General features: G+C 58.1%; 4 protein-coding genes. All 4 read left to right on the top strand.

The window, feature by feature from the left end:
* Positions 1-462 (top strand): hypothetical protein (locus tag XdyCFBP7245_RS24360; protein ID WP_211287776.1); only part of this gene is annotated, 462 nt, incomplete at its 5' end.
* Positions 452-1,195 (top strand): hypothetical protein, encoded by a 744-nt coding sequence (locus XdyCFBP7245_RS23320; protein ID WP_244907922.1) that lies wholly within the window; start codon positions 452-454, stop codon positions 1,193-1,195. The genes XdyCFBP7245_RS24360 and XdyCFBP7245_RS23320, both read left to right, overlap by 11 nt.
* Positions 1,185-1,601 carry a flagellar hook assembly protein FlgD gene (locus XdyCFBP7245_RS23315; RefSeq protein WP_104617708.1) on the top strand — a complete coding sequence of 139 codons (417 nt, stop codon included), beginning with the start codon at positions 1,185-1,187 and terminating at the stop codon, positions 1,599-1,601. Before XdyCFBP7245_RS23320 ends, XdyCFBP7245_RS23315 begins: the two co-directional genes overlap by 11 nt.
* Positions 1,602-1,611: 10 nt before the next feature.
* Positions 1,612-2,092: flagellar hook-basal body complex protein (locus XdyCFBP7245_RS23310; protein WP_244907921.1), on the top strand; the 481-nt coding region annotated here is incomplete at its 3' end.

The raw sequence follows: 2,092 nt of genomic DNA, 5'->3' as shown, positions 1-2,092 counted from the left end.
TGGCGAAACTCCGAAGATCCAAACGCGATTCTCCGGAACGATGCGGACATTCTGCCCTCTCAGGCATCGTTATTCAGACCTTCCCTAGCGCTGCGAGCTAGCCTGCTGGAAAGCCGCCAGGCGCATGCAGGTGTGCAGGCATGCAAACAACGCGTTGATGCTGTCGCTTCCTGGAAGCAACGCGCTGAGCATGGTCGCTTACAGTTGCATACCTACCAGCTCGCACTGGACGCTGAAGGGGTCGTGTACGCAGAGCAAACGCACGCGCAGCTGCGTGCAGATGCTTGCGACGGGCGCCTTGATGATGCGCGCACAATGCATCGTGACACATCGGCGGAAGAGCGCTCCGTCGATGAACGGTATCGTCGCCTGTCCGAACATATCCGGCATGGGGAAGAGCGCACGGAGTCCGACGTCAGCGCAGAACTCTGGCTTGCCAGGAGGGTCTGTGATGGCCATTGAAACGTGGATGCCCCCGCCTGCCTCGCGTCCGGTCAAACCCAGGGCCGAACCGCGTGAAGAGCTCCCAACCAAGGATGCGGCGACCTTCGAGCGCTGGCTGTCGCCTGAGCGCTCGCCTGGTACAGCGACTGTCGCAACTACCGAACAGGCCGTGCAAGCCGGCACGCTGTCGGCCGCCCAAGCTGCGCGTGACGTTGATCAAGCACTTGCGTTGGATTCCATCGTGTTCGAGTGGACGGCAACTGCGACCTATCTGATGTCGTATGTGGATCACCGCAGATCTGGCCTTGATATCGCAGTGCATGATTCGGCCGCAATCGATCGCAGTGCGCTTGCGCAACCACGAGCTGTATCGAGTGCAGGTGCAATCGACTTGCAATCTACAGTCAGCAGCTCCCTGGGTGTGTCCGGGCTATACATGTCCGCTGCCGACCTGCTGATGACCTCGACACTGCATGCCGACACCGATGGCACTCAGCCGTTGCGCGCGTCGCCCACGGCCAGCCTTGGCGCATGGGCGGAATGGATGTCGCGGTCGATAAAGCAGATCTCGGATGCCGAGGGCCGCTCGACCGTGTGGATTCGCGATTACCAAATTTCCGACGCGCAACTACCGGCGCTACTCGATGCACTGCTGCAGTCCGGTCAAGGCAGACCGGACCGAATCATGCTCAATGGCGCTCTCATTTGGCAGCGCGCCTCACATACTCAAGGAGTCAACAGTGGCGATTGATTCAATCGGTGCGATCGTAAACAACGGTAGCGCAAGTGCCCAGTCGAACAACACGATCGACCAGGACGGCTTCATCAAATTATTCTTGTCGCAGCTGCAGTTTCAAGATCCGCTGGAGCCGGTGGATAACCGCGAGTTCCTGGCGCAGCTCGCGCAATTCAGCAATCTTGAGCAATCGCGTCAACTCAGCCTCAACTCCGAAGGGATGTTGAGCATGAACGCTACCAGCCAGAGCCTGAGCCTGTTGAATCGTCGTATCGAGGTCACCCAGGCAAGCGGAAGTACTGCCACCGGTTTGGTCAAGGCAATCGAGTTCAATGCATCTGGCCCACTGTTGACTGTAGAAACCAGCGCCGGCGTTCTCACAGGCATTCGCCTACCCCAAATTACGCTGGTCCAGCAGTAGGAGTCATCGCATGTTTCAAGCCCTCTACAACTCGTTGTCCGGACTTTTCAGTTTTTCCAAAAGTCTGGACACGGTGAGTAACAACGTTGCGAACATGAACACGCCGGGGTTTCGCGGCAGCGACTCATTTTTTGAGAATTTGGGTGGCGAACATGGCACACGCATTGTGGGCGCCGGGTTGCGTACCACTGCCGGTGATCTACGACAGACCGGTAACGCGACCGACGTTGCGGTTGACGGCGCAGGCTATTTCGTTTTGCGCGATGCCAGCGGTGGACTGCATTACACACGCGCGGGTCAGTTTATCTTCGACGATCGTGGCGTCCTGGTGGACAGCGTCAGCCGCTACGACGTGATGTCCATCAATAGTACGGGGCAATTGTCGCAACTGAACCTGGATCTGAGGTTTCCCCACATTTTTTTCTGCGAGATCAAGTGCTTGCTGGGCCAGGGTGTGGAAGAAGGTGCGCGCATGGTGCACGCTTCAAGGT

Source organism: Xanthomonas dyei, assembly GCF_002939865.1.
Lineage (GTDB): Bacteria > Pseudomonadota > Gammaproteobacteria > Xanthomonadales > Xanthomonadaceae > Xanthomonas > Xanthomonas dyei.
Note: the sequence above shows the minus strand (reverse complement) of the source record. Positions and strands in the feature narration are given on the sequence as shown.